General features: G+C 29.3%; 16 protein-coding genes. 6 read left to right on the forward strand and 10 right to left on the reverse strand.

Translation table 11 applies throughout. The annotated features are described in order from the left end of the window. Positions 1–38: 38 nt before the first annotated feature. The 4 genes from V2W16_RS04550 to V2W16_RS04565 form a co-directional block, all read right to left on the reverse strand. Positions 39–680, reverse strand: a complete 642-nt coding sequence (locus tag V2W16_RS04550; protein ID WP_329382185.1) for a DUF4230 domain-containing protein — start codon at positions 678–680, stop codon at positions 39–41. Between the two features lie 144 nt (positions 681–824). Continuing rightward, complete coding sequence (locus V2W16_RS04555) at positions 825–1,619, reverse strand: hypothetical protein (RefSeq protein WP_329382188.1); 795 nt, start codon at positions 1,617–1,619, stop codon at positions 825–827. A gap of 16 nt (positions 1,620–1,635) precedes the next feature. Beyond that, complete coding sequence (locus V2W16_RS04560; RefSeq protein ID WP_329382191.1) at positions 1,636–2,034, reverse strand: MerR family transcriptional regulator; 399 nt, start codon at positions 2,032–2,034, stop codon at positions 1,636–1,638. A gap of 393 nt (positions 2,035–2,427) precedes the next feature. After that, positions 2,428–3,801 carry a GDSL-type esterase/lipase family protein gene (locus V2W16_RS04565; RefSeq protein ID WP_329382194.1) on the reverse strand — a complete coding sequence of 458 codons (1,374 nt, stop codon included), beginning with the start codon at positions 3,799–3,801 and terminating at the stop codon, positions 2,428–2,430. A 514-nt stretch (positions 3,802–4,315) separates the two neighbouring features. On the opposite strand from V2W16_RS04565, the gene V2W16_RS04570 reads away from it, so the two are divergent. Beyond that, positions 4,316–8,689, forward strand: coding sequence for an InlB B-repeat-containing protein (locus V2W16_RS04570; protein ID WP_329382197.1), 4,374 nt, complete (start codon positions 4,316–4,318; stop codon positions 8,687–8,689). Positions 8,690–8,728: 39 nt separating this feature from the next. On the opposite strand, the gene V2W16_RS04575 is transcribed toward V2W16_RS04570, so the two are convergent. The 4 genes from V2W16_RS04575 to guaB all read right to left on the reverse strand — a co-directional run bounded on the left by V2W16_RS04575 (position 8,729) and on the right by guaB (position 17,117). Continuing rightward, positions 8,729–8,920: a PF20097 family protein gene (locus V2W16_RS04575; RefSeq protein WP_329382200.1), complete on the reverse strand. Its 192-nt coding sequence runs from the start codon at positions 8,918–8,920 to the stop codon at positions 8,729–8,731. A gap of 104 nt (positions 8,921–9,024) precedes the next feature. Beyond that, on the reverse strand, positions 9,025–13,710 hold the full coding sequence (locus V2W16_RS04580) for an AAA domain-containing protein (RefSeq protein ID WP_329382205.1): 4,686 nt from the start codon (positions 13,708–13,710) through the stop codon (positions 9,025–9,027). A 383-nt stretch (positions 13,711–14,093) separates the two neighbouring features. After that, complete coding sequence (gene guaA, locus V2W16_RS04585) at positions 14,094–15,641, reverse strand: glutamine-hydrolyzing GMP synthase (RefSeq protein WP_329382208.1); 1,548 nt, start codon at positions 15,639–15,641, stop codon at positions 14,094–14,096. A gap of 12 nt (positions 15,642–15,653) precedes the next feature. After that, positions 15,654–17,117, reverse strand: a complete 1,464-nt coding sequence (guaB, locus tag V2W16_RS04590; RefSeq protein WP_329382211.1) for an IMP dehydrogenase — start codon at positions 17,115–17,117, stop codon at positions 15,654–15,656. 646 nt (positions 17,118–17,763) lie between these two features. Between guaB and V2W16_RS04595 the strand changes: the two genes are divergently transcribed. Genes V2W16_RS04595 through V2W16_RS04615 form a run of 5 tightly spaced genes read left to right on the forward strand, consistent with a single transcriptional unit; the run spans position 17,764 to position 21,198 of the window. Continuing rightward, positions 17,764–18,528: a ParA family protein gene (locus V2W16_RS04595; protein WP_329382214.1), complete on the forward strand. Its 765-nt coding sequence runs from the start codon at positions 17,764–17,766 to the stop codon at positions 18,526–18,528. A 5-nt stretch (positions 18,529–18,533) separates the two neighbouring features. Next, on the forward strand, positions 18,534–19,418 hold the full coding sequence (locus V2W16_RS04600) for a ParB/RepB/Spo0J family partition protein (protein ID WP_329382217.1): 885 nt from the start codon (positions 18,534–18,536) through the stop codon (positions 19,416–19,418). Between the two features lie 3 nt (positions 19,419–19,421). After that, positions 19,422–20,303, forward strand: coding sequence for a hypothetical protein (locus V2W16_RS04605; protein WP_329382219.1), 882 nt, complete (start codon positions 19,422–19,424; stop codon positions 20,301–20,303). Positions 20,304–20,328: 25 nt separating this feature from the next. Further along, positions 20,329–21,009, forward strand: a complete 681-nt coding sequence (locus V2W16_RS04610) for a CvpA family protein (RefSeq protein ID WP_329382222.1) — start codon at positions 20,329–20,331, stop codon at positions 21,007–21,009. 9 nt (positions 21,010–21,018) lie between these two features. Beyond that, positions 21,019–21,198: a DUF951 domain-containing protein gene (locus tag V2W16_RS04615; RefSeq protein WP_329382225.1), complete on the forward strand. Its 180-nt coding sequence runs from the start codon at positions 21,019–21,021 to the stop codon at positions 21,196–21,198. A gap of 28 nt (positions 21,199–21,226) precedes the next feature. On the opposite strand, the gene V2W16_RS04620 is transcribed toward V2W16_RS04615, so the two are convergent. Continuing rightward, a complete protein-coding gene (locus V2W16_RS04620; protein ID WP_329382228.1) occupies positions 21,227–22,522 on the reverse strand; it encodes a hypothetical protein in 1,296 nt (431 codons plus the stop codon). Positions 22,523–22,654: 132 nt separating this feature from the next. Next, the gene (locus tag V2W16_RS04625; RefSeq protein ID WP_329382231.1) at positions 22,655–23,599 is read right to left on the reverse strand and encodes an AEC family transporter; all 945 of its coding nucleotides are present in this window, start codon (positions 23,597–23,599) and stop codon (positions 22,655–22,657) included. Positions 23,600–23,999 lie beyond the last annotated feature (400 nt).

Here is a 23,999-nt window from a genome sequence, read left to right on the forward strand (position 1 = left end):
TTTAATTATTAATTTTATTTTATTTTTCATATTTTCCTCTATTTATCTAAAAAAACTATTTTATATTTATTTAAGTCATAAACATTTGCGAAGAAACTTTTTAGCATCGTTTCTGCATTTGTTCTTGCATTATCATATAGACCATTTTGTATCGCTTGTGTTTGTGCTTCATTTTGTAATTTTTTTAGTGCTTCGTTATTTTCGCTTAAGGTAATTTTATTAAATATGCTTTCTTCTTCATGGTAGACTTTGAAAGAATCTAAATCTATTTCGCTAGATAAAATTTTAACCTCAGGTAATTTTACTTCTATTGTATCTCCCTTAATATTCCATTGTATCTGGCTAAAATCGTATCCTGCTTTTATTGTAATGTTATAGCTGTATATGTATTTACTTTGAGTAAAAGGAATTTTATTTCCAAATAATTCTCTTGAGGAATCTGTCACGTTTATTTGTGTGCAATATGCAGATTGTGTTGCAAATTCTCCAATATTTTCAAATCCTATTTTTGTTGTTTTGCTATCTGTAATAAAAGTATCTTTTATTCCTATTGTTATAAAGCCGGATGCAATAGCAACTAATATTAATACAAGTATCTTTCTTGTTAATGGATTGTTTAATAATTTAAATACTTTACTTTTTTTCTTTTCTTGTTGTTCTTTATTTTCTTTACTTTCCATTAATTAGTCCCCGTTATTTTTGAATTACATTTTTAATTATACAATAAAATTTATATAGTTCGACATAATTTACCAAAAATTAGGTTTTAAAATTAAATTCAGAGGATATAAATTTAATTTATATCCTCTAAATTAATATATGTTTTACTTTATTTTTTTTACGTTTAATTCTATTTCATTAATATTTTGAACGTCAATGAGGTTAGAATATTCTTTTCCATTGCTATCTTTTAAATATTCCATTGAAAGTTTTGTATTGGGTTTTATGTTTTGTGAAGTAACAATATAATTCTTTAATATTTCTGTATCAGAAACATCAACATAACTTCCATCTTCAGTTATAATAATTAATTTAATATTTGTATTACCATATACGTCTCTATAATCTCCCATCATGGATAAATATCCGCATTGTGTTAGATTTCTATATGTATAATCTTTTATATATTGAGTATATTTATCGGTAGAGCTTTTTATTTCAGTTAATTCATTTTTATTTTTTTCTCTACTACCTATTTTCTTTACTTTTAGCACGATTTCTCCATATGTTTGATGGTTTATTAAGGATGTTTCTTCTCCTTGTTCATTTTTTTCAAATGTATATTTTATTATTGAATTTGGTTGTATATTTTGTTTTGTTACAACATATTGTTTTAAATCTTCCTCATTATTTATATCTATATAATCTTCATTATCGTTGATAATTGTTATTTTTATATATCCTTCACCATATGTATCGGCTCTAAACCCACCCATTGATGTATAGCCAAACGATGCAAGATTTTTTCCTACATAATCTTTCATATACCAAGTATATTTATTTGGAGATTCCTTTATTGTTACAGGCTTATGTTGTTCGATATTATTTGATGTTTGTGAGCATGATGTTAATATAATTATGATAAATATTATAGATATTATTGAGGTTATCTTTTTCATTTTATTTCTCCTTTATTTATTTTACTATTTTATTTTTTAATTTAGATATGTACTCTTTGTATGATATGGAAAGACCCAATGGTGGTATATCCGGCATTCCTTCTTCTTCTATCCACTGTATAAATTGTTCTTTTTTTACTAGATTGGCAATTTGATTATTTAAGTCCTCCTTTCTTTTTTCGATGTAAGTTTTTTGTTCTTTGGGAGAAAGCGATAATATCTCTTTGATTTGAGCAATTTGAAGGTTCATTTCTTTATATATAAGAATTTTCCATATTTGTTCCAAATCGTTTTTGAGATATAAACGGTGATTATCTTTTGTTCTATGAAGATTTGTCAACCCTTCACTGTCATAGTATTGTAATGTCCGTATACTTACTCCTGCGATTTTACTTACTTCTTTTATTTTTTTCATTAAAGTTCTCCTTTCCCCGTATCCTTAGCATAATGTATGACGTTTTCGTCATAGCAATACCTTAATTACGGATATGATTAATATTTGTTCATAAAAGAGCTTGTAAAATTCGCGAGGAAAGTTTATGCATAAAAGGGTTTGTAAAATTTGCGAGGAAAGTTTGTTCATAAAAGGGCTTGTAAAATTCGCGAGGAAAGTTTATGCATAAAAGGGCTTGTAAAATTCGCGAGAAAAGTTTGTTCATAAAAGGGTTTGTAAAATTTGCGAGAAAGTTTGTCCATAAAATGAATTGTAAAATTCGAGTGATAGTTTAAATTATTTTTTATAAAGGTGTAAAAAATGCAAAAAAAAAGAGATAACTTTTGTTATCTCTTTTTTAAAGGAGAGTTTTAATTATTGATATTTCTTTTTAATTGCGGTTGTTAGAACTGTTATTGAAAAACCGCTTACAATCATTAATAATACATAAGGCATAACATTGTTTTCATCAGATGTATTTGGAGTATTGATATTTTTATCTTTTTCTTCTTTAGTATTGTTGTTATCACTTGTATTTGTATATGCTGTTGTTTCAATAACAGTATCTATTGGTATTATTTCTGAGTAAAATCCGTTATATTCAAGTTGTACTGTGAGATTGAAGCTTCCTTTAGTTCCTTTAACATTATCTTTTGTTCCTTCTTTTGCAGAAGTAAAGTCTAATATTGTTACGTTTACTTTCATCCCATTAGGTAAAACAGGTTTTATTTGGTTTTCCACCCATGTTTTTGCTTGTTGTTTTGTTTTAACTTCTGATATTGATGTCGTTTTTAATTCATCCATTTCCATAATTTTCATTAATGTAGGATTTAATAAATTAAGAGCTTCGTCTTGGTCTTTAACGAATTGTAATTCATCAATTTTTCCCGCAATCATATCGGTTATTAACTCATGACCATATTCATTTGGATGGAAATCAAGATTTAATTTTCCTTCTTTTATATCATAAGTTGCATTGCATGGATTTTCTTCTGCGTCATTAAATCTTTCATATACATCTGCAACCGCAAAAGTTGAAGAACTTGTGTTTACATTTTTAATAACTTGATTTAATTCTTGTACACCTTGTTCAAAAGATGTATTTATTAATTCTAATGTTTCTTCCATACCAGGTTCATCTTTTCCTTGTTGAGGAAGGAATTTATATGGATTATATTGTGTTGTAATAATTACCCATGCATCAGGATTATTTGTTTCAATATAAGAGATTATATCATTTAAGTTATCTTTAAAATTAGAAAGGGCGGTTTTTGCTTGTGGTGAATCCATGAACGTACTAATTTTTCCTGCTGCAAATAAAATTATAGTTAAATTTCCATTATTAAGTTCTTCTTTTATATAATCTCCGTTATATGAAGTTGCATTTTCAGAGTTATATTCTTCTGCCAAAAAATCATACAAGGCATTCATTAAGTCATTTCCGCCTATTGTAAGTGTTATTACATCGGCATCTTCGATATCTGATTTTAATGAATTACTGTTTAGTTTATCAAGCAGGCTTTGGCTTGTTTCGCCATTGTCTGCCTTGTTTGTTAAGTTGTATCCGTATTTGTCTGTAATCTGATCAACGAAGCCGTTTTGTGACAAACCGTATCCTGTGGATATGCTGTCTCCAAGTGCAAGGTAGTTCTTTTCGCCTGCCGCTTTTATTTCATTAGGTATAAATGAAATTACAAGGAAGAAAGCAAGGGAAAAAGATAATATTTTTTTTATTAAGCTGTTTTTCATGTATGTTTCTCCTTTAATTGAAAATGATGATTTTATGTTGATAATATTATATCTTAAATGAAAACTTTACACATCCTCCGTTTTTAAACAAAAATGGGGGATAAAAAAGATTATTTTTTATTATTTATAAATATACTTTTTCTTTATATTTTTATGGCTTGCTTATATTATTTTATTATTAGCTATTATTTGTTTTACTTTGATTTTAATTTTATTTAATTATTAATATCATTTTCATTTACATAAATTTTTGTATGTTTAATGTAATTAATATTTTTTGTTTTTTCATCCTTTTTTATTAATTTTTTATAATGTTACTTTTATTAAAAATATGGCTATATTACCCATTTTCATGCGAAAATGTAGGATATGAAAATACCTTTTTTTTTGGTATAATTTATATAATAGTATACATTGTATTTTTCTTTAACACTATGATTTAAATAAATATTTTAATAAATAATATTTGAAAAAAATGTTTATCCTGTTAAATAGTTATAGGGAGGGTATTTATATGAAGAAATTTACTAATAGATTAATTGCATTATTGGTTACATTTTCTTTGGTAGTATCCATGATTGCGAACTTTAATAACTCTGTTGTGTTCGCTTCTTCTATGGAAAATAATAAAATCGAAACAGACATAGATAATAATAATCAGACATCAAATAATGGTAATGTGTCTATTGTGAAGAATTCTGATAATTCTTCTAACGTAAATATTAATGCTTATTCTGATACAAAATATTCTTCTGAAATAACGAATGTAGAGGTTGATATTTCTAATAAAACCATGATCATAGAGTGGTATGGTCAGGCAAGTAAAGTTGTTATTGAGTTTTATGATGAAGAATTTGACGGTGAAAATGATGCGGCTTCTCATTTGATTTCAAGGAAGACAGAAGATGTTACATCTTCTGCGACAGAGATTGTAAAGACTAATGTTTCATATGAAAATGACAGTTCTATTCCTACATATTTTATATTAAAGATCTATATGCTTGATGAAAAAGGGAACGTTGCTTCTTATGATTTTCTTTCTAATTCATATACAAAAGATATTTATGAACTTAGGAACATGACCGCAGAGGATTATAAAGACGAGGGAGATCGTTTAATTGATGTTGATAAGGTTGCAAGCGATGATGAAGAACTAAAAGATAATGATACTTTTATGGTTCTTAAGGATGATGTTATTTTAATAAAAGAAGAAAGTGCTTCTGAAGAAGGAACTGATAGTTTACAGGTTAATATTGTTCCTACAAATGATGAAAACTCTCTTATGTTTTCCCTTGGAAATGTTGATTCTAAACTTGCTGATGAGTTAAATAATATAGAGGGAAAAACTCCTGTTTTTGTAATTGATAAATCATCTGAATCTTCTGGTGTAAAAACTAATTTTTATATGCTTAACATAAATAGTGCGCAAATGGATGATGCAAACGGTGCAATTATTTATGGGGAAAATTTGAATGCAAACACAGATGAGGGAGAAGTCGAATATTCTAATTTACAAACTATATTTGAAGCTTATAAAGGACATACTGAAAAAGAGTATTCAACTTCCTTTTCTTTACCTCTTGCTTCTTATGGAACAATAAGTGCAAAACCACAAGGAAAAATAACCTTTGAATTATGTATTGATTTTGGTAAAAGTAATATATGCGCAATTTCCTTTGAAAATGACTTGCATTGCAAAGATACTGAAATCGACATAGATTCTCCTTCTGTGTTCTTTGATATTCCTGTTCTTCAAGTTCCAATAGGCATGCCTGGAGTAATGGAATTTGATATTGGCATTAATGCCAGAATTTCAGGAAGTGCAACGGGCGGTGTAAGATTTGATTATGATTTAAATTCAGGTTTTGAACTTGGAATGACAAATAAGGGAAAAACATTTTTAAACAATAAGTCTAAGGGAAGTGATACTAAGTTCCAAGGATTTAGTCTTACAGGAAGTGTATTTACGGGGTTTGCTTTTGGTGTTTCTTTTGAAATAATAAAACTTATTTCGTTAAGCGCAGATCTTGAATCCGGCTTTGATATTTCAGGAACTTTAAATTCAGGGCACTACTTTGAAGAAGAAAAAATATATCATGCATGTAAAGATTTTGAATGTATTGACGGAGAGGTAAGTTTAAAACTTCTGGGATATAGCTTTTCAATTAATTTGCTCATGTTCAGTAGAGGAATTTCGGGAGATATTCTTCCGCCTCAATTGATATGCAATTTATATTACTCCGGCACATACAAAACATCAGGTCGAACGGAGTGTCCTTATAAAGGATATAAGCTTAATGTTCATGTAGTAGATCAGAATGATAAAAGTTTATCTGATGTAAAAGTTTCGTATCCTAATGATGATAATCAGTTTGAATATTTAAAAGAAGGAAAGACCGATGCTGATGGTAATGCAGTTATATATGTTCCTGAAGGGAGTTTTGATATTACTGCGGATTTATATAACAGTAATTTAAAACATCATTTTACTTCGGTTGCTAACTTTATTGAACAAGGATTTGATGAAGAAAACGGGGATTTATATAATCCTGAATTAGAACTTGTGATTGATACGAGTTATAATACAGTTTCTTTTCATGACTTGAATCAAGAGGGTAAAGCAAGTAATATGCCAAGTAATGTTTATACATATACTGAAAACACTACTGCTGTAATTCCTGATAATATCCCTACAAAAGACGGACATGTTTTCCTTGGCTGGGATACTGATGAAAGTTCAAAAAATGTAGTATATAAACCTGGAGATAAAATAGAAGCTACCAATGATATCAGGCTTTATGCTATATGGGCATATGATTCATATAATATTAAATTTGATTCCAACAAACCAAGAAATGCTTCAACGGAAATGACAGGAAGTATGCAGGATATGACGTTAAAATATAATGAAAGTGGAAGTTTAAGTTCAAATGCTTATTCACTTCCTGGATGGAGTTTTAAAGGTTGGAATACAAAAGCAGACGGAAGCGGAGACAGCTTTACTGATAAGCAGGAAGTAAAAAATTTATATGGAGCATCTGTTAAAAATATTACGTTATATGCACAGTGGGAGCCAAAGACTTATTCGGTAACCTTTGATGACGAAGAGGGACATACAAAAACTCAAGAAATGGTATTTGATACTGCTGAAAAATTAGATCCTTGCACCTTTACGAAAACAGACAATATATTTACATATTGGTCAACCTTTGCTTTTGGAAGCAAGTATTTAGATGAATCTTCTGTAGTAAATATATGTACTCTTGATAGTAACGGAGATCCTGAGGGTATAACACTTTATCCGAACTGGGTTGAAGCAGACAGTGCCGTAATTTTAATTACTGATAATGAAAAATCAGTAAATACAAATAATCCTGAAAATGATATTACTTTGATAAATTATAATACAGGCGAAGAATTCAGTGGGGTATTTGAGTTTATAGAAAGCGGAGTTTATGGAATATCAGATACTGCTGCTATACCTGAGGGAACTTATAAAGTTAAATTTAGCGGAGCATTGGAAGGATATGATACAGATGATAGGACAATAGAAGTTGATACTTCTGGTGGAGCATATAACTTTAATTATTGTACTGTACGCATATCTTCAGACGATCATGCAACCTCATGGATAGAATCTAAAGGAAATACAACTAAAGAAAAAGTTTTAGTTGGAACACAGCTTGAAATAGGAACAGAGGTAGATGAAGGGTATACCTTTGAAAGTTATACAGCTGTTGGAAGTGCTCCTGGATTTGAAAAGGACGATCCAACAAAGGCTAATCAAACTATAACCGTTACAGGTGAAGTTCAAATTGATGCTCATCCATTGGCAAATCGTTATACTATCCAGTTTATTCCAAACTTTGAAGATGGCGGACCATCAATAACTCAGGATATGGTATACAATGAACCTCAAAATCTATTTGCAAATCAATTCGTAAGATATGGATATGAATTTGCAGGCTGGACTGAGGGCGAAAAATGGAGCGGTGAAGAAAAATTATATGCCGATATGGAAAGTGTTAAGAATTTAACATCTGAAAATGGCGGTAATGTTAAATTATACGCACAGTGGAATCCTGTTCAAACATTTATTAAATTTGATGCTAACGGCGGTGACGGTTCAATGCTTGATCAGACCACTTATTATGAAAATAACACTAAACTTATTCCATGTAAATTTACAAGAGAATATTATGATTTTATAGGCTGGAATACAAAAGCTGACGGAAGCGGAACTTCATATGCCGATGAAGCGGAATTTATTTCCGATAATGGAGAAAAAGATTCCACAGTTACATTATATGCACAGTGGAAATTAACGGACTATAACATAGAATATGATTTGAACGGAGGAACACTTTCAAAGGAAAATCCAACTACTTATACATATGAAACAGATTCTTTCACACTTAATAATCCTACAAAAATAGTATATAACTTTATTGGTTGGACCGGTTCTAACGGTGATACTCCTGAAAAGAATGTTATAGTTAAAAAAGGCTCAAGTGGTGATATGAAGTATACCGCAAATTGGGAACCAATAATTCTTACTATAACCTTTGACCCTAACGGAGGAACTTGGGCAGATGGTACAACCGGTAAGAAAGTAATAACTGCCGAATATGGAAGTACAATTACAATACCTGATGCTCCTAAGAAAAATGGTGCAACTTTTGAATACTTTGAAGGTTCTAATAACAAATACAGTTCAGGTCAAAAATATACAGTAACATCTAATATTGAATTTAAGGCACACTGGTCTACAAGCAGTGCAGCAACAGGGGATAGTAACGATATGTCAGGTTTAATCTTCCTAATGGTTGTTTCGTTTATCGGTATAGGATTAAGTGTTAGAAATATTAGAAGGCAAAGAAAAATCTAATAAAAAACAGAACCTTTAGGGGTTCTGTTTTTTAATTTTTTATTTTTCATCAATAATTATTTTTTTACATTTATCACATCTATATGCACTTACCCTATCGCCATTTAATCTTCCAATAATTCCCCCTTCATCGTTAAGCCTTGTTTTTATTCCTGCTTCAGCCCACCATAGTGCGTCATTACTGCAAACTTTACCTTTTATCATTTCTTTATTACAAAATGGACAGATCATGGTTTTTCTCCTTTTTTCTAATTATATGATTTAGGGTAGGGGAGTGCTTTTACTTAAGTTTTTATGAGCTAATATTTTATTTAATAAATATACATAATGTGTTATTAAAAATTCTTATAATTAAAAATATTTAAATTTTCAATATCCTTTTGTGAGTTTAGTGCAGTCGCTACAATATGTTGATCTAATTCAGAATTTTCATCCTTTTTATATTCGTTAAGAATTTCATTTGCACGTCCTTTTATTTTTTGTAGTAATTTTGTATCTTTATTATCTGATAACTTTGTAATATCATATTCTTCTGGTTCTATTCCATTTTCTTTTAATTCTGATATAACTTTTTGCATTGTTTTTTCTTTATTTAGATAATATTCACTACCTCGTATTCTTATAAATTTCCATCCTAAACGTTCTAGTATTGTTTGTCGTTCCATGTCTTCTCTAATTTTTTCTTCTCCACTGTGATATAGTTCTCCATCACATTCAATTGCGATTTTTCTTTTACCACATATTGCGATCATATCAATTCTGTATGCGCCTACTTCCCATTGTTGTACAATATGATAACCTCTAACACTTAAAAATTTTGCTACTTCTTCTTCAAATGGTGATTCAGAATTTTTTTCTATTTTACTATTTTGTACTTCAAATTTCTTAGGATTCATAGAATATTCTATTAGCATTTTTCGTATGTCTCCTTGTTTTAAATCATTTGCTGAATCTATAGAGTGTACAACCCAAAGTTGATCTTTTGCTCTGCTTGTAGCAACATTATATCGTTTTCTAGTTGAATCATCTATGCCAAAGCCTACTTTTGATAATGGTCCTTCTCCATTAGCACAATCAACTAAACTTAAGAAAATTACATCTCTTTCATCTCCCTGGAAGTTAGAAGCATTTCCACATAAAATTTTTCTTTTACTTTGCTCTTTTGGGTCAATTCTTTTAAATATTTCTTCTTGTAGAATATTAACTTGTTCATCCCCAAGTAAAGAAATTATTCCAAATGTTTTTGATTTGTATTCTGGTTGTTCCATACATGCTTGCATTAATGCAACAATTGTTTTTGCTTCATTTGGGTTTGTTTTATTTATTCTTTGTCCATTTGCAACACGATAGTTTATAACAGAAGGGAGAAGTTCGTTATTACTACAATCCCTTAAAGGTTTTATTTTGAAATCATATGATAACCAATTAGAAAAGCCAATAATTTCTGGTGTGCATCTGAAATGCTCATGTAGCATTAATGGCTTAAATGTAGTTGCTGCAATATCATATATTGATGTTTTACCATCATATAAATGAGCATTTGGAATTTTCCCATTAATATACATTTCTCTTAAATTATTCATTTTTTCAATATTTGCACCAATAGCCATAGGGCTTACTTGTTTATCATCTCCAACAATTATTAGTTTTTTACCCATATATAAAATAGCAAGTGAAGATATATCTGATTGACTAGCTTCATCAATAATAATAATATCAAATCTATTTTTTTTAGGATTTAAACTTTCTAATGCCTTGTTTATAGTCATAATCCATCCTGGAACTGCATTTTGACATTTTGCCATTAATATACGTGCTTCTGCTCTATATTTTGGTGCATTTTTTCCTGTACCTTTTCCAATTCTTTTAATTGTCTGTTTCCATCCAATTAATGCTTGTGTCATATCAATATCACGTTCTATTTTGTATAGTAGGTTATACCAAGCAGATTTTTCAGCATATTCTGCTGTTTTTTCACGATATTTTTTACTTAATAAAATACTTTTTTTCTGTAGTTGTGCAAAGGGTTCTTTAAGTGTTTCATTGATTATTTCATAATATTGTTTCCACTTCCATGCATCCTCTATATTATTAGGTATGCTTCCTTCTCCGTGTATTCCTTCTCTTTTTTCTATCGATTTAGCCCATTGGGGAGCTATGATAGCTAATTTTTTTAAATATTCCTTACGTTTTATAATAATATTATTTTTTTCATATGTTTCTACCAATAGATTATATGATGTTTTATAATCCTCAATATTATGTTTTTTTAGAGCTTTTGTAATATTTTTACATAATTGGGAATATTTTCTTTTATCTTTATTTAATATATTAATAGTTTCATCAAATTTTGTTTTAATTTTTGTTGCTGTTTCAATTGTTTCAAAAGCATTACATATATCAGGGATAGTATGTTGAATTGCATAAAGAATCTTTTCTGATTCTACAATTTCTGAGTCAAATGTATCGTATTTAAATATAATGTTATGAGGAATATTTATATTTGTTATTTTATTCAAAAGAATTTCATATTCATTTGTAAACCAATCTAAGTATCTTTGTATTGTAGGTATATATTTTGCAGCAATATGTTCAGGTTCATTTATATCTAGATCTTTAAATGCTGGGCCTCCATATTTTTTAATAAGATTATCCCAGTATATTGCACACTCATTTCTTAAATTTTTTATATATATTATATCTAGAATCAATTTACAATCATTAGCATTTTCTGGCTTCTTATTGTTAATTGTTGCACCATTTAAGGCTATTTCTAAATTTTTATTTAATATAAAAGATAATTTTCCTATTTTATTATTTTGATTATATTTACTTAATAATTCACGTACTGCATCAGGATATTGTGGATTATTATTTAAAATTTTAACTTCTTTACCGAATTGTTTTGTTACCAGTTCCTCAGAGAAATTGCTTGTTTCGTTTATTTTATCTATTAAATTATGCCATATTTGTTTATAAGCTCCTCCTCTTTTTCCATCAGTAGCACAATGTTTCATCCATTCTTCTAATTTTGGTAATGAATTAATATAATCCTTTAACTCATTTACGTTATCTTCACTTGGATAATTTAATATATAATTATTTGTTACATCATTTATCATTATTTTTTTTTCTTTAGTAGATATTTTTATGTCAAATTTATTATTTGATATAATAGATTTTAAATGAGCTGTAGCTTTATTTAATTTATTATAATTTTCTTTAAGTTCATTTGGTGTTGGTATTTCTTGTGGTGTTGGGATATTTTGTGCAAATTCATTTTCATCTTCTGTGCTTAAAGTTATATTAGTTTCATATAACTCTTTTAATTCTTCTAGACTAAGAGGGAGGGGAGAATATAGTTTTGCTGTTCCAGGAATGTAGGATAAATTATTCATGTTGTCATGGACATATTGTGCCATTTTTGAAAGAGATATTTCTTCACCATTGTATACAATGCTGTTACATTCTTTATTTATTATGTTAAATATTTTTTTTCTTATCATTGATAGATCTTTAATTATTTTAACTCTTTCTTCTTTTAGCAAATTCATTTCTTTTGATAATTTTAATGAATTTGTAGATGACATATACTCTATTATTCCATCAATAGATTTTTCCATATCAATATTAGAATCATCAAGCATTGACACGCATAAATTTTGTAGATTTTTATTTACTTTTTCTTTTAAAACACTTAATGCTTTTTTTGTATGACTTGTTACAAGCACACTTTTCCCTTGAGCTAAAAAATGCCCCATTAAATTTGCAATTGTGTGTGTTTTTCCTGTTCCTGGAGGGCCTTGTACTAAAACAGCATTATATTGCTCTATTCTTTGTGCTATTTCCAGTTGTTCTTTATTTGCTTCTTTAGATAGCAATATATCAATACTTTCTCCTCCAACTGCAGCTAGTTGTTCTTCGATTGTATTTTCTTTGTTTTCTTGAACAATATCAATTGTTCCACCTTCAATAATATCTTTTATTGGGTTTGGCACTTCATTTGTTTCTTCAATATTATCTATTATTTGTTCAATTGCTTTTATAGTTCCATCTTTTCGATTTCTTAAAATATAACATGGATTTTGATATATTAAAATATTTTCTCTTTTTTCCCATCCCTCAGGAATTCCATTTTCAGAATATATGCTTTTTGCTGAAAGTTGATGTGTAAAAATTTTTAAAAATAAAGGTAAATCGTTTCTATCCAATGGATGGTAGTCATTTTCATGTAGATCATTTTGTATATGATTAATAGCATTTAAATTTATATCTTTTATGTTTTGAAATATAGAAGTATATATTTGTGTTTCGACATCACTGTCTTTTATTAATATGGTATTTTTTTCTGCATCATGATAAATTTGTACACGTCTTGTTAAAATGGGGTGATTAATTTGTGGTTCATCTTTACATTTTATAAAACCGTTTGCTACGATTAATTCTAATGTTTCTGATTCTCTATTTAAATCTATGTATAATTTATATAGTTCTGAAAATATTGATCTTGTTTTTCTTAATATTTTTTGTTTTTGTGCCCAATTTTCTCTTTGCTCTTTCCATATATTAAAAATTTCTATGCGTTCTTTATTATCTGTAAATAATTCTATTAGAGGAGTAGTAGCTTCTTCAACTTCTTTGTTTAATGAACTTTTTGTTATATTTATATTAATTTTATTTTTTTCTATTGATTTTTTTATTTTTAATTCTTTTCTATCATCATCCCAACCTTCCTCTAGCCATTTTAAAAGTTGATTATCTGGTTTTGGGCATGATTGCAAATTAGGTTTATGAACAGTAAGTAATATATCGTTATTATTTTTTTCTTCTTCTATTTTATCTTTATAGTAAATTTTAATATTTTCTTTATCATTATTAAAATAAGTTAATGGTTTATACCATCTATATTCTGAAATATTTAATATTTCTCTGTTTCTTACTTTATTTAATTCTTCTATAAATTTAAATAATGCAATAAGTTTATCTTGTTTATTTTGATTTGTATTGGTAATATCTGTCAAAATTTCCCCCTCCTAGTTTTAACATTTATTTTAATTATTTTAAGCGTAAATTATTTTGTGCAAATTTCATCCTTTTATTTTATTATATTTCATCGTAATATAATGTTCAAGAAAATATTGATATTCGCAGTCTATATTTATTCTTTTGATAATTAGAATATATTATTTCTTTTTTTTATCATGAATTTATCATGTATATGATTTTATATTCTTTTAAAAATTAAAAAAAACATTACTGACTAAAAAGTCAGTAATGCTTTGTCATTTGAAAATATTATATTTTTTTGTAATCTACTTGAAATATAAGAATAATCTTAAACTTTAGTTTGTTATCAAAATTTCGCGATTCATTATAAATACTTGGATGTGTTGAGTTCATTGTATTACTCAAACTCAATCGTTCCAGGTGGTTTACTTGTACAGTCATACAGTACTCTGTTGACATGGTCCACTTCGTTTACGATTCTTGTTGTTACTTTTTGTAGAACTTCCCATGGAAGTTGTGCGGCACTTGCTGTCATGAAGTCAGATGTCATAACTGCTCTTAGTGCTATCGCATAGTCGTATGTTCTGAAGTCTCCCATAACACCAACTGAGCGCATATTTGTTAGTGCTGCAAAATATTGTCCAAGGTCTTTGTCTACTCCTGCTTTTGCAACTTCTTCACGATATATTGCATCGGCATCTTGAACTATTTTTACTTTTTCTTCGGTAACTTCACCGATTATTCTAATTGCAAGTCCAGGACCGGGGAATGGTTGACGCATTACTAAATACTCAGGTATTCCAAGTTCCTTTCCTGCTTTTCTTACTTCGTCTTTAAATAAATCTCTAAGTGGTTCGATAATTTCTTTGAAGTCTACATGGTCAGGTAATCCTCCAACATTGTGGTGAGATTTTATAACCGCACTTTTATCAAGTCCGCTTTCTACAACGTCAGGATAGATTGTTCCTTGAACAAGGAAATCAACCGCACCGATTTTTTTAGCTTCTTCTTCAAATACTCTTATGAATTCTTCACCGATTATTTTTCTTTTCTTTTCGGGATCTGTTACTCCTGCAAGTTTGTCGTAGAATCTTTGTTGCACGTTTGCTCTTACGAAGTTCAAGTCATAAGGACCATCTGGACCAAATACCGCTTCTACTTCATCTCCTTCGTTTTTACGAAGAAGACCATGATCTACGAAAACACATGTAAGTTGCTTTCCTACTGCTTTTGCTAGAAGTACGGCAGCAACGGAAGAATCAACTCCGCCTGATAGGGCACAAAGTACTTTTCCGTTTCCTACTTTTTTTCTAATTGCTTCAATAGTTTCTTCAACGAAAGAATCCATTTTCCAATCACCCTTACATTTACATACATTGTATAGGAAGTTATGAATCATCTTTGTTCCGTTTTTTGTATGCATTACTTCTGGGTGGAATTGTACAGCATAAAGATTTCTTTCTTTGTTTTCCATTGCCGCAACAGGACATACAGGTGTATGGCCTGTTATTTTAAAACCTTCAGGTTGTTTTTTAATATAATCTGTGTGGCTCATCCAGCAAACATTTTCTTCATCGATTCCTTCAAATAATAGGGAAGAAGTATCAAGATTAACGTTTGTGTGACCATATTCACTTACAGGAGCTGTGGCAACTTCGCCGTCAAGTTTATGAGCCATTAATTGTGAACCATAACATATTCCAAGGATTGGAATGTTTAAATCGAAGATTTCTTTTGTATATGATGCAGAATCTTCTTTATATACACTGTTAGGTCCGCCTGTGAAAATGATACCTTTAGGATTTAAGGCTTTTAAATCATCAAGGGAAATTGTATAAGGTTTTATTTCACAGTACACATTACACTCTCTAACTCTTCTTGCGATTAGTTGGTTATATTGCCCTCCAAAGTCCAATACTACTACTAATTCATTTTTGTTACTCATATTTTATTTTCCTTAAAATTCTCTTGTATAGTTTGGTGCTTCTTTTGTTATTGAAATATCATGTGGATGTGATTCTTGAAGTGATGCTGCTGTTATTTTAACGAAGTTTGCATCATGTCTTAATTCATCAATTGTTGCACATCCGCAGTATCCCATACCGGCACGTAGACCACCGATTAGTTGGAATACATTATCTGCTATGCTACCTTTATAAGCAACTCTTCCTTCAACTCCTTCAGGAACAAGTTTTTTAGCTCCGCTTTGGAAGTATCTATCTGAAGAGTTATTTGCTTGTGACATTGCTGCAACAGAACCCATTCCTCTGTATGCTTTAAATTGTCTTCCTTGATATATGATAAGTTCTCCAGGTGCTTCTTCTGTTCCTGCGAACATACTTCCAAGCATTACCGTGCTTGCACCTGCTGCGATTGCTTTTGAAATATCACCTGAGAATTTAATACCACCGTCTGCGATTACAGGAACGCCGTATTTATCTCCAACTTCTGCACAGTCCATAACAGCTGTGATTTGAGGTACACCGATACCTGCAACGATTCTTGTTGTACAAATTGAACCAGGACCCATACCTACTTTTACTGCATCTGCCCCTGCTTTAATTAAATCTTCTGTTGCTTCGCCTGTTGCAACGTTACCTGCGATAACTTGTAAATCAGGATAAGCGGCTTTAATTTTCTTTAACCAGTTTGATACGTTTGTAGAATGTCCGTGAGCTGTATCAAGAACGATTACGTCAACTTTTGCATTAACTAAAGCTTCAACTCTTTCCATTGTATCAGCAGCAGTACCTACAGCTGCACCTGCAAGAAGTCTTCCTTGTTCGTCTTTTGCTGCATTTGGATATTGGATTTTCTTTTCAATATCTTTAATTGTGATTAAACCTTTAAGTTTATAATTTTCATCTACTATAGGAAGTTTTTCTATTCTGTTTTTCTTTAAGATTTTTTCTGCTTCTTCAAGAGTTGTTCCTTCTGGTGCAGTGATTAAATTATCTTTAGTCATTGCATCTTTAATTTTCTTTTTAGGATCTCTTTCAAATCTTAAATCTCTATTTGTGATTATACCAACCAATGTTCCGCTTTCGTCTGTAATAGGAACACCTGATATTTTATATCTTGCCATTATTTCATTTGCATCTTCGATTACGTGTTCAGGTGATAGGAAGAAAGGATCTATTATAACACCATGTTCACTTCTTTTTACTTTATCAACTTCGGCTGCTTGTTGTTCTATTGTCATGTTTTTATGAATTATACCGATACCGCCTTGTCTTGACATAGCAATAGCAAGTTTTGATTCTGTAACTGTATCCATTCCGGCACTTATTAGTGGAACGTTAAGTTTAATTTTCTTTGTTAAATATGTTGATGTGTCTACTTGTGAAGGGATAACATCGCTTTTTCTTGGTATTAATAATACATCATCAAATGTTAAGCCTTCTTTTAAAAATTTTCCCATGATAGCCTCCTTTAAAATATAAAAAAATCGAAGATATTTTTTGCCTATCTTCTAAAATGTAAACTATATTTAATTTATATATATATTAATGCAAAAATTGATTTTTGTAAACAGTAATTTTAACAAAAAATAAGAAAAAATTTTCAGTTTTCCCAAATGTTTCACGTGAAACATTTACTGCTTTTATTTGTCTTATCATTATATATTATATATTTTTCATTTTTGTTATTCATATATAATAAATCATGGTTATAATGTACTTATAAATTAAGTTATATTTTAATATTACTTTGTGTCTTATATAGCTTCATCGTATGATATACAGCTAATTATTAACTAAATTTTTTTAATTTTAATTATACATTTATATATTTAATCTATAATATATATACTTCCTTATTAATTATTTTATATCAGAAAAAAATATAATCATTTTTTCATTTTAATTTCATATAATATTTATGTTTATTTCTTATAATATATAAAACATTAATGTGGTATTTAATATAAACAATTTAAATATACGCCTTTAATATTAAATAATATTATGTTTCATGTGAAACAATTTTTAATATTAAATTTATTGAAGGGGTAGTTTTTCTATGTTACAATGTGTTAGTAAAAAAATATAGGAAGAAGAATGTTTATGACTAAAATTATATCATTATTTAATCAAAAAGGCGGGGTAGGGAAAACTACTACTGCCGTAAATTTATCCGCTTGTCTTACAAAAATGGGTAAAAAAGTTTTGGGAATAGACCTTGACCCTCAAAGTAATTTTACAAGCGGACTTGATATCGATAGAACAACATTGGAAAACAGTACATATGATATTATAGTAAATGAAATGGATGCAGCTGATGTTGTAATAAAAACAGAAGTTGAAAATTTGGATTTAATTCCTTCAAGCATAGATCTTGCAAGTGCAGAAATAGAAATTGCGGGAAGACCTAAAAGAGAAACAATATTAAAAAGAGGGATAAAAAGCATAGTAAATAATTATGATTATGTAATAATAGACTGTGCACCTTCTCTTGGACTTTTACCTGTAAATGCACTTTGTGCTTCGAATAGTGTTCTTATTCCAATTCAATGTGAATATTATGCACTTGAAGGGGTTAGCCAACTTATGAATACAATCAATCTTGTAAAAAAAGGTATCAATCCTAAATTAAAGGTTGAAGGCGTATTGCTTACTATGTTTGATAACAGAACTAATCTTTCAATGCAGGTTGTGGAAGAAGTTAAAAGATTTTTTGGAAAGAAAGTTTATGAAACTATTATTCCAAGAAATATAAGGCTTGCGGAAGCACCAAGTTACGGTCAGACGATTGTTGATTATGATCCTTCTTCAAAAGGATATAAAGCTTATATGCAGCTTGCAAAAGAGCTTATTAAGAAAGGGGAATAAGTAATATGGCAAAAGGAAAGAAAAAGGCAGGAGGCCTTGGAAGAGGACTTTCGGCGTTGATTCCACAAGAAGATGTGGATGGAGTTTTTTCTGAAAATGAAGAACGTGATATAAAACATATTGATATAAATTTAATAAGAGCAAATACAAACCAACCTAGAAAAAAATTTGATAAAGAAAAAATAAACGAGCTTGCAAGTTCCATTAAAGAACATGGAATTATTCAACCTTTACTGGTTGTTAAAAAAGATGATGATTATATAATCGTTGCAGGGGAAAGAAGATACAGAGCTGCCATTGTTGCAGGTCTTAAAGAAATTCCTGTTATCGTTAAAGAATACAGCGAAAAAGAAATAAGCGAAGTTGCTTTGATTGAAAATCTTCAAAGAGAGGATTTAAATGAAATTGAAAAAGCTGTGGCTTATAATGAGCTTAAAGAAAGTTTTAATATGACTCAAGAAGATATCGCAAAAAGACTTGGAACAAGCAGGGCTTCAATTGCAAATACATTAAGACTTTTATCTTTAAGCGAAATAGTAAAAGATGCAATAAGAAATAATCTTATTTCTGCGGGGCACGCAAGAGCAATTCTTTCTGTGGAAGAAGAATATAGGGAAGAATTTTTAGAGCTTATTATAAGTAAAAATCTTTCTGTTAGAGAGAGTGAAAAATTAGCTAAAGAATTTAAAGGGAAAGAAGAAAAACCTTTAAAAAAAGAAAAAAAAGAAAACCCTTATATTAAGGATTTGGAAAACAGATTGTCTTTTACATTTGGAACAAAAGTAAAATTAAAAGATAATGGAAATAATAAAGGCAGTATTGTGATAGATTATTATTCAAATGATGATTTATCAAGACTTTTAGAACTTTTTAAAATAGAGGAAAAATAAACTATGAATAATAAAGAAACAAAATATTTTGCAACAGCTATGTTAGTAAACGGACTTCAGTTATTATTATGTTTTATAATTTATCTTGTAAGTCTGATAATCGGAGTAAATAATGTAATCATTGCGGGAGTAATGCTTATAGCGGAAATGATTATATGGCTTGTATGTGGATTTAAACTTGCGGTAAGCGGTAAAATGGATAAATTCTGGAAGTTGTTTGTAGGTGCTTTTATTGCAATAGTTCCTATCTTGGTTTATACTTCCATTGCTTATGGAGTAAGTAAACTTGTGCCTACACAGTCCCAAGGCTGGACAGAGTTTTTCTTCCTTGGCGGACCTATAATATTTTATAATAAACCAGTTACTCTTTTAATGAGTATTTTTAGAGGTCATGGTTATTTATTATTTGCGGCAAATTATGTCATTATTACTGTTTGTTACTTTATCGGTGAATTTTTCGGTTTTGTAATTAATGGCGGTAAAAGAATGATGAATAATAAAAAAAGTGCTAAGGCAAGCAAAAAAGAAAAAACACCAAAAGTTAAAGAAAAAAAGTTAAGCAGAAAAGAAAAGAAACAATTAAAGAAAGAACAAAAGAAAAATAAAGAATTATCTATTGAAGAAGATGATAATGAAGAAGAAGCTAAAGACTCTTTAGATACAGAAAAAGAATATGTCAATACAGAAAACGAAAATAAAAGCGTTGAAGAATTAAAAGAAAAAAACGAAGTTGTTGAAGAAGAAACAAACGTAAATGTATTAACAGAAAAAATTACTCCTGAAATTGAAGAAAAAGAAGACAGATTGGCAGAGGAAATTGTAAATAATATTTTAAAGGAGAATTTAAAAGAGCAAAGAGAAAAACAAAATAAAGAAAATGAATAATCTTTGCGTTTTAACAGAATAAATTATGTTTACATGGATAGATATATTAATTGTAGGTATTATATTGGTATGTATGATATGGGGAACATTTAGGGGGCTTGTTAAAAGTATATTTTCCATAATAACAATTATATGCAGTTTTATAATAGCAAAACTTTTTTCAGGTACATTAAGTACTTGGCTTATTAACAATACAAGAATAGAAGATACAATTCATACTTTTTTAAGAGTAAATAATGTTATTCCTGAAAGTGTGTCAAATAGTGTAGAACAGGGAAGTACTAATGTAGCAGATTGGTTTGCGGGTTTGAACCTAGGAGATATTCCATCATCAATAATTCATTTTTTTGAAAACCTATGGAATAGTGGTTCAAATGCTGTAAGCTCGGGAGGTAATATGGCAGTAGATGCGCTTACTGCATCAATAGTTTCTTTTATCTCTTTTGTAGGTATTTTGATTTTAGCTTATGTAGTGTTATCTTTGATAGTTGAAATTTTAAACCTTGCAACAAAGCTTCCTGTTATAAGAACATTTAATAAACTCGGTGGAGCATTGTTTGGAATTGTTAAAGGGCTTATAATAAACTTAATACTAATAAGCATTATATTTGTTGTTGCAATATTCTTAAAAGATTCATCTCTTAATGTTGCACTGAGAGATTCGATGTTTGCAAGTTATTTTTATATAGGATATATATTGTTTTAAGAGGTTATTATGGAAGAAAAATATTATGCGGATGATATTGTGGTTATGAAAAAAGGACATCCATGCGGAACAAATGAATGGAAAATAATAAGGATAGGGCTTGATGTCAAGCTTGAATGCATGGGATGTGGAAGAATAATTACAATTCAAAGAAATAAATTTAATAAAAGTGTAAAGAACAAAAAATAAAAGGATATCGATTGATATCCTTTTTATTTTAGTGTTGTTGTTTTTTCTTTAATGTAATTGCAGTTGTAATTCCAATAATTGAAATCATAAATGTAATTACAAATAATGTCATATTTGAATTGTCACTTGTTTGTGGTGAAAGAGTTCCTGCATTATCATTTGTATTATTATCTGTTGATGTAGAACCTGAGCTGCTTGAAGAATCATCTTTATCTGTTGGAGGTGTTGTGATATTACCACCTGTATTTAGGTTTTCATCATTTATAATAACGTTATTTCCTGAATTATTAATTACTTTAACATTTTCTGGTATAGAAAGTTTTGTGTTTTCAGGAACAGCTAGAAGTTCAATTTCATCACCTGATTTTAAATTATTAATTGTTTCATTAAAATCTTCTTCTCCAATTACTGTTTTATTGCCAATTTTTGCACTATATTCGCTGTTTACATTAACATTATCACCAAGTTCCTTAAGGAAAGTTCCGCCTGTTATTTCAATCTTATTTGTTCCTGTTGAATTAACTGTTCCGTCTATGATTCCTTTTTGAATAATTACTTTACCTTCTCCTGTACTATATACGTTGCCGTTAATATCAGTACCATTAATTGTAATTATAGGTGATTGAGAATCATATCCTGCACTAGTATAATTTGATGCTAAAACTTCTCCGTTAATTGTTCCTCCATTTAAAGTCATTTTACCGCCGTTTGTAGCATTAATATTACCATTTATTATTCCGCTTTCAAGAATTACGTTTCCACCATCATAACCGCCCCATTTGTCAGCATCGAAAGCTATTCCGCCTTCTGCTGCAGTTATTTCACTGCCACCTGTTATTGTAGTTGAACCGTTATTGTTTGAAACGATATATTGTGTTAAATTGTCTGTACCTGATAATTTAACATTATCAATAGTTAGGTTACAATAATTTTGGATTAAAAGCTTTGCTGTTTTAGATGTAAGGGCACCGTTTTGAATTTTAACTGTTGAGCCTTTTAATAATTGAAGACCATTTGTTTCAGTACCTGTTGAACCTACAGTGTCTGTAATATCCCATGTAAAATTATTTAAATCGAATGTTATGTTTTGATTTTCATTTACTTTTACACCGGAACCCGTAAAATTGTCATTAAATATAATGACTGCGTTGATATTGTCCTTTGGAACAGCTGCCACCGCTTCTGCCACAGTATCATAATTTGTTTTGCTGTCTCCGATTTGGAGTGTTACTGCATCTGTTGCTGCGAATACATTTGAGAATAAAGAACATATGATGGCAATAATCGCAAAAACAGATATAATTTTTTTGTTTTGTTTTTGCATTAGTTTCTCCTTTTTATTTTATAATTATTTTTACAACAACTTATATATAAAAAGTATATATTATTAACTATATATTTTCAAGGGAAACCTTTATTTATAATATTATTAAAGAAATGTTTCACGTGAAACATTTTATATTAAGTTTAATGATTTCAATATAAAAAGCCACATGGTCAAGGTAAATGAGCTTAATAGTGTCGTTATCATAACGGTTGAAGATGATAAAATGCCTTCATGTCCCATATTCTTTGCCATAATAAATGAGCTGACTGTTGTAGCACTTCCAAGCATGACAAGTATTGTAACAAGATAATCATTTCTGTATCCCATATAAACTGCAAGTGGTAAAAATAAAGCACAAAATACTATTAACTTAAGCACTGCACATATTATTGTAGGTTTTATTTCTCCAACTGCCTTTTTAAAATCAAAACTTGCACCTATGGATATAAGTCCAAGAGGTGTTGCAAGGTTTGCTAAGTTTTCTAATGTTGTATCCATTATTACGGGCTTTGAAAGTCCTGATAAAGACCATAAGATTCCAAATAAAATACCTAAGATTATAGGATTTTTTAGTATATCTATAAAGGTAGACTTTATAACTTTTCTATCAAGTTTTTCTTTATTTGGTTTGAAAATGGAAAGTATTATAACAGCGGCAACATTATAAAGAGGAACTGCGCCTATAATCATTAAAGGGGAAGCTCCTATGTTCCCGTAAATGTTTTGTACGAATGCTATTCCGATAATTGATGCAGAGCTTCTGTATGAACCTTGAATAAATTCTCCCTGTATATTTTTGTTTTTTAAGAATAAAGATATAACATAGGATATCAAAATTGAAATAAGAGTAGCTATAAAGCAGAATAAAACAAATTTTGTATCCCAAAGTTCAATAAAATCAACACTGCTTACATCTTCAAATAAAAGTATTGGAAGAGCAACAGAAAATACTATTTTATTTAAGCCCTTATTAAATTCTTCATTTATTATATTTATCTTTTTTAAAAACATACCCACAATCATAATAAGGAAAATAGGTATTGTTGCATTTAAACTGAAAATCAAACTATTCATAATAACACCTCAAAGAAAATTTTAACACATTATTTTTTTCTTCAAGAACATTTTTATTATGTATTTGTTTTCAAATTAAACAATGATACATATTTAGTGATTAAATAATATTTAAAGTAATTTATTATAATATTTTTAAGGGGAAAATCTTTCTAAAAAGTCCGATTATCCCCTAAAACACTGTATTTATCGTATTTTTTGAGGACTTCAAACTTTGAATTTACCACGAATTTACTACAAACGAGCAAGCCTTGAACTCGATACGAAGTCCCAGCTCTGATAGATATGGTACAGCACATCAGTATTGATAAACTAAAAATTGAATATCGCAAGTAGATTATGGAACGCCGATATTGACGTTCCTTTTCTATTTCCAGCCGTTCAGAAATGGACGGCTTTT

This window comes from Anaerofustis butyriciformans (genome assembly GCF_036289385.1).
GTDB lineage: Bacteria > Bacillota > Clostridia > Eubacteriales > Anaerofustaceae > Anaerofustis > Anaerofustis butyriciformans.

What these genes read in the sequence shown, in the direction of transcription:
- V2W16_RS04550 (WP_329382185.1), bottom strand. Translation starts at nt 680, where the DNA reads ATGGAAAGTAAAGAAAATAAAGAACAACAAGAAAAGAAAAAAAGTAAA.
- V2W16_RS04555 (WP_329382188.1), bottom strand. Translation starts at nt 1,619, where the DNA reads ATGAAAAAGATAACCTCAATAATATCTATAATATTTATCATAATTATA.
- V2W16_RS04560 (WP_329382191.1), bottom strand. Translation starts at nt 2,034, where the DNA reads ATGAAAAAAATAAAAGAAGTAAGTAAAATCGCAGGAGTAAGTATACGG.
- V2W16_RS04565 (WP_329382194.1), bottom strand. Translation starts at nt 3,801, where the DNA reads ATGAAAAACAGCTTAATAAAAAAAATATTATCTTTTTCCCTTGCTTTC.
- V2W16_RS04570 (WP_329382197.1), top strand. Translation starts at nt 4,316, where the DNA reads ATGAAGAAATTTACTAATAGATTAATTGCATTATTGGTTACATTTTCT.
- V2W16_RS04575 (WP_329382200.1), bottom strand. Translation starts at nt 8,920, where the DNA reads ATGATCTGTCCATTTTGTAATAAAGAAATGATAAAAGGTAAAGTTTGC.
- guaA (WP_329382208.1), bottom strand. Translation starts at nt 15,641, where the DNA reads ATGAGTAACAAAAATGAATTAGTAGTAGTATTGGACTTTGGAGGGCAA.
- guaB (WP_329382211.1), bottom strand. Translation starts at nt 17,117, where the DNA reads ATGGGAAAATTTTTAAAAGAAGGCTTAACATTTGATGATGTATTATTA.
- V2W16_RS04595 (WP_329382214.1), top strand. Translation starts at nt 17,764, where the DNA reads ATGACTAAAATTATATCATTATTTAATCAAAAAGGCGGGGTAGGGAAA.
- V2W16_RS04600 (WP_329382217.1), top strand. Translation starts at nt 18,534, where the DNA reads ATGGCAAAAGGAAAGAAAAAGGCAGGAGGCCTTGGAAGAGGACTTTCG.
- V2W16_RS04605 (WP_329382219.1), top strand. Translation starts at nt 19,422, where the DNA reads ATGAATAATAAAGAAACAAAATATTTTGCAACAGCTATGTTAGTAAAC.
- V2W16_RS04610 (WP_329382222.1), top strand. Translation starts at nt 20,329, where the DNA reads ATGTTTACATGGATAGATATATTAATTGTAGGTATTATATTGGTATGT.
- V2W16_RS04615 (WP_329382225.1), top strand. Translation starts at nt 21,019, where the DNA reads ATGGAAGAAAAATATTATGCGGATGATATTGTGGTTATGAAAAAAGGA.
- V2W16_RS04620 (WP_329382228.1), bottom strand. Translation starts at nt 22,522, where the DNA reads ATGCAAAAACAAAACAAAAAAATTATATCTGTTTTTGCGATTATTGCC.
- V2W16_RS04625 (WP_329382231.1), bottom strand. Translation starts at nt 23,599, where the DNA reads ATGAATAGTTTGATTTTCAGTTTAAATGCAACAATACCTATTTTCCTT.